This window comes from Microbacterium sp. B19 (genome assembly GCF_000333395.1).
In the GTDB taxonomy this organism is placed as follows: domain Bacteria; phylum Actinomycetota; class Actinomycetes; order Actinomycetales; family Microbacteriaceae; genus Microbacterium.
Map to the genome: position 1 here is coordinate 1 of NZ_BADA01000200.1, position 5657 is coordinate 5657.

The following is a 5657-nucleotide window of genomic DNA, read 5'->3' on the forward strand; positions in this document are numbered from 1 at the left end:
GGGGGGGGGTTAATAGCGGAATTTGGTCGGGGGTCTGCGACATGGCGGTGCTTTCGGGTGGTCGTTGCTGGATGACCGGGAGACCGCCGATTCTCCCGAGCCACCCGCCGACGTTCCGCCGCGTCCGTGCGACGAGACCCGTGGGTGAAGCTCAGCCCAGGTGTGCCGTCACACCCCCGCGCGCCGCGGCCGCGGCTTCGAACAGTCGCACACCGATGACCCCCTCGGGTTCCCACGTCACGAAGCAGTCCGTCGACCACCGGGCGTCGGCATCCACGTCGATCGCCCCGTAGACCCGGGCGAGTTCCGCGGGAGGCGGCGTCAGACGCGGGCGGAGGACCGTCAGCACGACCTGCTCCGCGACGAGGACCTGGGCGGCGGCGCCGTCGTCGAGGGGGCGGATCTCGACCGAGGTCGCGGCGAGTTCCTCGGGCGTCAGCACCGTCGTGACGGCGGACGCCAGCGCCTCAATGTCGACCGGTTCGCGTGTGAACGCGACGCTGTTACGGGGCACGGTTGTCTCTCCTCCGTCGGGTCAGGGGCTGCTCGTCGCCGCCCGCCGGCACACCGGAAGCGGGTACGGGCGCGGGAACCGGCTCGGGTGCGGCCGCGGGCACAGTGGCGTCGGGCGCAGGAACCGCCTCGGGCGCGGCGGCCGGCGCCGGAGCCACCTCCCGCGTCGTCTCGTCCACGGCATCCGCCCCGTCGGCATCCACCGAAGGCACCGCCTCCGCCGGAGCGCCGACCGCCGAAGCACCCGCCGCGTCACCCTCGCCCGGAACGAAGTTCGCCACCTGCACGAGGGTCGGACGCTCGCCGCGACGGGCCAGTCGACCGCGACCGGCGATCATCGGCTCGGCGTAGAGCTTGGGCAGCAGCGCGCCCTCGGAGCGGTCGCCCGACATGATCAGCGCGGTGCCGCCGGTGTCGCGGATGCCCTGCAGCGCCACGTCGAACATCGCGCGCGACGCACCGGCGACGGGGCGGCTCACCACGACGTTCAGGCGCAGGTCGCGCGCCGACGCGAGGTACGGCAGCAGCGGACGAAGCGGCTCGGTGCCTCCCGCGGCCAGGATGTCGAAGTCGTCGGCGACGACGAGGATCCGCGGCCCGGCGTCCTTGTCGTTCTGCCGCTTCTCGAGCTCGACCGCGATCGATTCGGCCAGGAGCCGCGCCTGCCGACCCGACGACGCGTGCCCGCCGAGGTAGGCATCCGGAACCTCGGATGCCAGCTCGCCGCGCGCATCCATCAGGGCGACGACCAGCTCCTCCGCCGAGTGCCGGTCGATCGCGCCCTGCACGATGCCGCGCAGCAGCGTCGTCTTGCCGCACCGGCTGTCGCCGAGCACGAGCAGGTGCGGGTCGCGCGTGACGAGGTCGAGCGAGACCGGCTGCATCGTGTCCTGGCGCAGGCCCAGGGGGACGGCATCCGGTTCGTCGAACGCGTCGGGCAGCTCGGACGGCGACAGCACCTCGGGCAGCAGCCGGATGGGCGCGGCGCCCTGACCGCCCCAGCGGGCGGCGCTCTCGCGGGCGAGCTGCTCGAGCGCCTCGCCGGTGTCGCCGTCGTCGACCTCTTCGAGCAGCGGCAGCGCGATCTGCGCGAACAGCTTCTCGTCGGTCAGCACGCGGCCGGGCTCGTCGGCGCGGAGCGTCTGCGAGAGCTTCCGCGCGATCTGCGAGTCGGCGGGGTCGTTGAGCTTGAGTTCGAGGCGCGTGCCGATGAGCCCCTGCAGGTTCATGCGCAGCTCGTTCCAGCGCGACAGGGCGACGACCACGTGGATGCCGAAGCTGCCGCCGCGTTCGAGCAGTTGCGCGAGCGGGGTCTCGAGGTCTTCGAAGTCCTGCCGCAGCGCCCCGAGACCGTCGACGAGCAGCACGACGTCGGCGCTCGGGAGGTCGGGGAGGCGTCCGTCTGCGTGTTGGCGGCGCATGTCGGCGAGCGAGTCGAGGCCGTGGTCGCGGAACACCCGCTCGCGCACGGCGAGCATGCCGGTGAGCTCCTCGAGCAGACGCGTGAGCCGCTCGCGGTTGCCGCGCGTCGCGACGCCACCGACGTGCGGGAAGGGCTCGATGCGGGCGAGGCCGCCGCCCGTGAGGTCCATGCCGTAGATGCTCACCTGACGCGGCGAGTGCGTGAACGACAGCGACGCGGCGAGCGTGCGCAGGAACATCGAGCGCCCCGACTGCGGCGCGCCGGTGATCGACACGTGGCCGCCCGAGCGCGTGAGGTCGAGCATCCACGGCGACTGGGTCTGCTTCGACGGGTCGTCGAGGAGGCCCATCGGCGCGCGGAGCGTCCCTGCGCCGTCGGCCTGCGGCAGCACGCCGCCGAGGGTCAGCACGGGCGGGAGCGGGGGCAGCCACACCGGACGCGTGCGCGCGATGCCGCGCGCAAGCCGCGACGTGGCCGCTTGCACGAGCGTGCGGCCGGTGGTCGGCGTCTCGGGTTCGGCGCTGTCGAGCTGCTCGGCCTCGGGCGACTCGTCGGGCAGGTCGTACGCCGGCAGGCGCAGCACGGGCGGGGCGTCGTCGTGCCGCGGGCCCGACTCGATCGGATCCGGCACTGGACCCGACACGTACCCCGCGCGGAACCGCGTGTAGACCGACGTGTCGACCTTGAGGTACCCGAACCCGGGGATCGCCGGCAGGTGGAACGCATCGGGGGTGTCGAGCACCACGGCCGACTCCGACTCCGAGAACGTGCGGAGGCCGATCCGGTACGACAGGTACGTGTCGAGACCGCGGAGGCGCCCGCCCTCGATGCGCTGGCTCGACAGCAGCAGGTGCACGCCGATCGAGCGGCCGATCCGGCCGATCGTCAGCAGCAGCTCCACGAAGTCGGGCTCGGCCGTCAGCAGCTCGCCGAACTCGTCGATCACCAGGAACAGGTGCGGCAGCGCCGGCAGCTCGGGACGTTCGCGGCGCATCTGGCGGTAGTGACCGATGGATGCCGCGTTCCCGGCATCCTTCAACAGACGCTGTCGACGCACGACCTCGCCCTGGATGCTGGCGCGAGCGCGCTCGGTCAGCTGCGGGTCGTCGGCGAGGTTGTCGATGATGCCCGCGACGTGCGGGAGGCGCGAGAACGGCGCGAACGCCGCACCGCCCTTGTAGTCGACGAGGATCATGCTGAGGTCGTCGGGGGAGTGCGTCAGCGCGAGGCCCAGGATGAGCGTGCGGAGCAGTTCGCTCTTGCCCGAGCCGGTCGCACCGATGCAGATGCCGTGCGGGCCCATGCCGAGCTGCGCGGACTCCTTCAGGTCGAGCAGCACCGGGCCGCCCTGGTCGTCGACGCCGATCGGCACACGCAGGAACTCCGCGGCGCTGCGCGTGCGCCACGCGGCCGAGGTGTCGATGGCATCCACGTCGGCGACGCCGAGGAGCTGCGTCACGTCGGGGGCGAGGGCCGTGCCGGAGTCCTGTGCGGAGGTGCGCGTGAGCCGCAGCCCCGCGAGCGGGCGCGCCACGACGTCGAGGGCCGCGGGCGTGACGGGATCGATCCGGATGCCACTGACCGCCGCCTCGCCCGTACCCGGTGTCTCCACCGTCGCGGTGCCGTTCTCGACGGTCACGCGGACGGCGACCGTGGTCGGCTCCTTGAGGCGGTCGTCGACGAGGTGCACGACGGTGACGCCCAGCGCGGTCAGGTCGAGGGCGGCATCCAGGCGGGGGACGGGCGACGCGGCGTGATCGGCCTCGTCGACGAAGATCACGAGGCGCCCGGGCTTGGTCTTGCGGCCCGCGCGGCGCGAGGCGGCGGCCGTGGCGACGCGGTCGCGCAGCTCGTCGCGGAGGAGCGACAGCAGCTCGGGGAGGCTCGGCGCCAGACGCCGTGCCGCGACGGCCCCGGCGGGCGGGGTGTCGCTCGCGAGGTGCGGCAGCAGGTCGAGGCCGTGCCAATCGTCGCGCTGACCCGGGGCGATGGCCGCGGCGATGTGCACGTCGTCGGGGGAGTGGAACGCCGCGATCTGCGCCGCCAGCGCCCGCGCGACGCGCAGGGTGTCGCCGCGCGCGCCGACGAGCGAGACCTGGCCGCCGCGCTCGAGGTCGACGGTCGCGGGCATGCCCTGCGCGATCCCGGCCAGGCGGACCATGCGCTCGGCGGATTCGCGCATCACGGGGTCGAACGGCTGCACGGGGTTCTGCTCGGGCGGCAGTGCCACCTCGACCGCGCGCAGATCGCCCGTGCCGATGCGGACGCGGAGGAAGTCGGCATCCCCCGGTCGACGCTCCCAGCGCCGGGCGGGGTCGGCCACGATCTCGACGAGCGTGCCGGGGGAGGGGTGGAGCGCGAGGGCCGCGGTGCGCTGCGCGTCGGCGGTCTCGCGCACGGCCTCGCGCGTCTCCTCGAGATAGTCGAGGTAGCGCTCGCGCTGCACGCGGCGCTGCCGTGCGGCGTTGCCGCGCTGCGTGAGCGCCATGCCGAGGCCGCCGACGAGCGCGACGACGAGGATGACGGCACCCACCACGACCATGATCGGGTTGTTGCGCAGCAGCACGATCATCGTGATCGACGACAGGCTGCCCACGATCGGCAGCAGCGACTGCAGCGGGAAGCCCGTCGCGCCCTCGCCGATCGGCGGTGGCGGCGCGAGGATCACGTCGGCCGCGGGCTCGACGGCTTCGCTGATGCGCGCGGGCCGGTGGACGATGCGGACGGTCATGCGGTCCTCCCCGTGGCGGCGCTTGCGCTCGCGGCGGTTCCGGCGGCGGCGCTTCCCGTGGCGGCGCCCCGCCCTGCGCTTCCCCCGGCCGCGACCACGGCCGCGGCCAGTCGCACGATGGCGAGCTGCGTCGCCGAGCGGCGCGCTCGGCCCCCGGCGGCGAGGCCCGAATCGAACGGCACCGCGACGACCGGATCCGCCTCGGGAGAGGGATGCCGCGTGCGCAGCGACGGCGACGAGGGACTTGCCCGTGCCGGTCGGGGTCGACAGGATCACGTTCGCGCCGGACACGATCTCGATGATCGCCTCGTCCTGCGCGGGGTAGAGCGTGAGTCCGCGGCCGCTCGCCCACTCGACGAACCCGAGGTAGGCGGCATCCGGGTCGCTGCCTGCGGGCACGTGGTCGAGGAGGGAGGTCACTGCTCCACCCTCTCATCCGCCCGTGCTCAGCCCGCGTCGCTGAAGACGCCGAGGTTCTCGCCGTCGAACACGAACTGCACGCTCGAACCTCGGGGGAACCGCTCGACGAAAGCGTCCGGCACGGTGGAGTTGACCACGAACTGCAACGTCGCGGGGAACGCGCCCGCGCCGCATCCCGCCTGCGAGAAGCCGGAGTATCCGCCCGCGTCGAGTTCGTCGATCGTCGCGGTCGGGGTGAGGAAGATGCACGGGTTGCGCTCCCCGTCGGGGCCGAACTGCGCGTAGGCGACGAACGCGCTCATGCCGTAGAAGTCGGGGTAGGCGCGTCCGTCCGAGCTGGCGGGTCCGAAGATGCCCGGGATCGAGCGCCCGTCTTCGGGCTTCAGCGTCGCGATCTGCGGAACACCGGCGCTGGTCTGCACGGGGAGGATCGAGACGCTCACTACCGTGAGCGCGCTCGAGAGCGCGGCCACCAGCGCCAGTGAGATTCCCCACAGCCAGAAGACGCGTCGGGACCGGATGGGGCGCCNNGCGCGCGGCGGCTCCTCTTCGGGCTCGGCGTCGGCGTCG

At 73.4% G+C, this 5657-nt stretch carries 2 protein-coding genes; both read right to left on the minus strand.

The genetic code is table 11. The annotated features are described in order from the left end of the window. Positions 1–151 precede the first annotated feature (151 nt). On the minus strand, positions 152–514 hold the full coding sequence (locus I5G_RS07510; RefSeq protein ID WP_022878505.1) for a hypothetical protein: 363 nt from the start codon (positions 512–514) through the stop codon (positions 152–154). Beyond that, positions 504–5087 (minus strand): type VII secretion protein EccCa, encoded by a 4584-nt coding sequence (gene eccCa, locus I5G_RS21250; RefSeq protein ID WP_022878506.1) that lies wholly within the window; start codon positions 5085–5087, stop codon positions 504–506. Before eccCa ends, I5G_RS07510 begins: the two co-directional genes overlap by 11 nt. Positions 5088–5657: the final 570 nt, after the last annotated feature.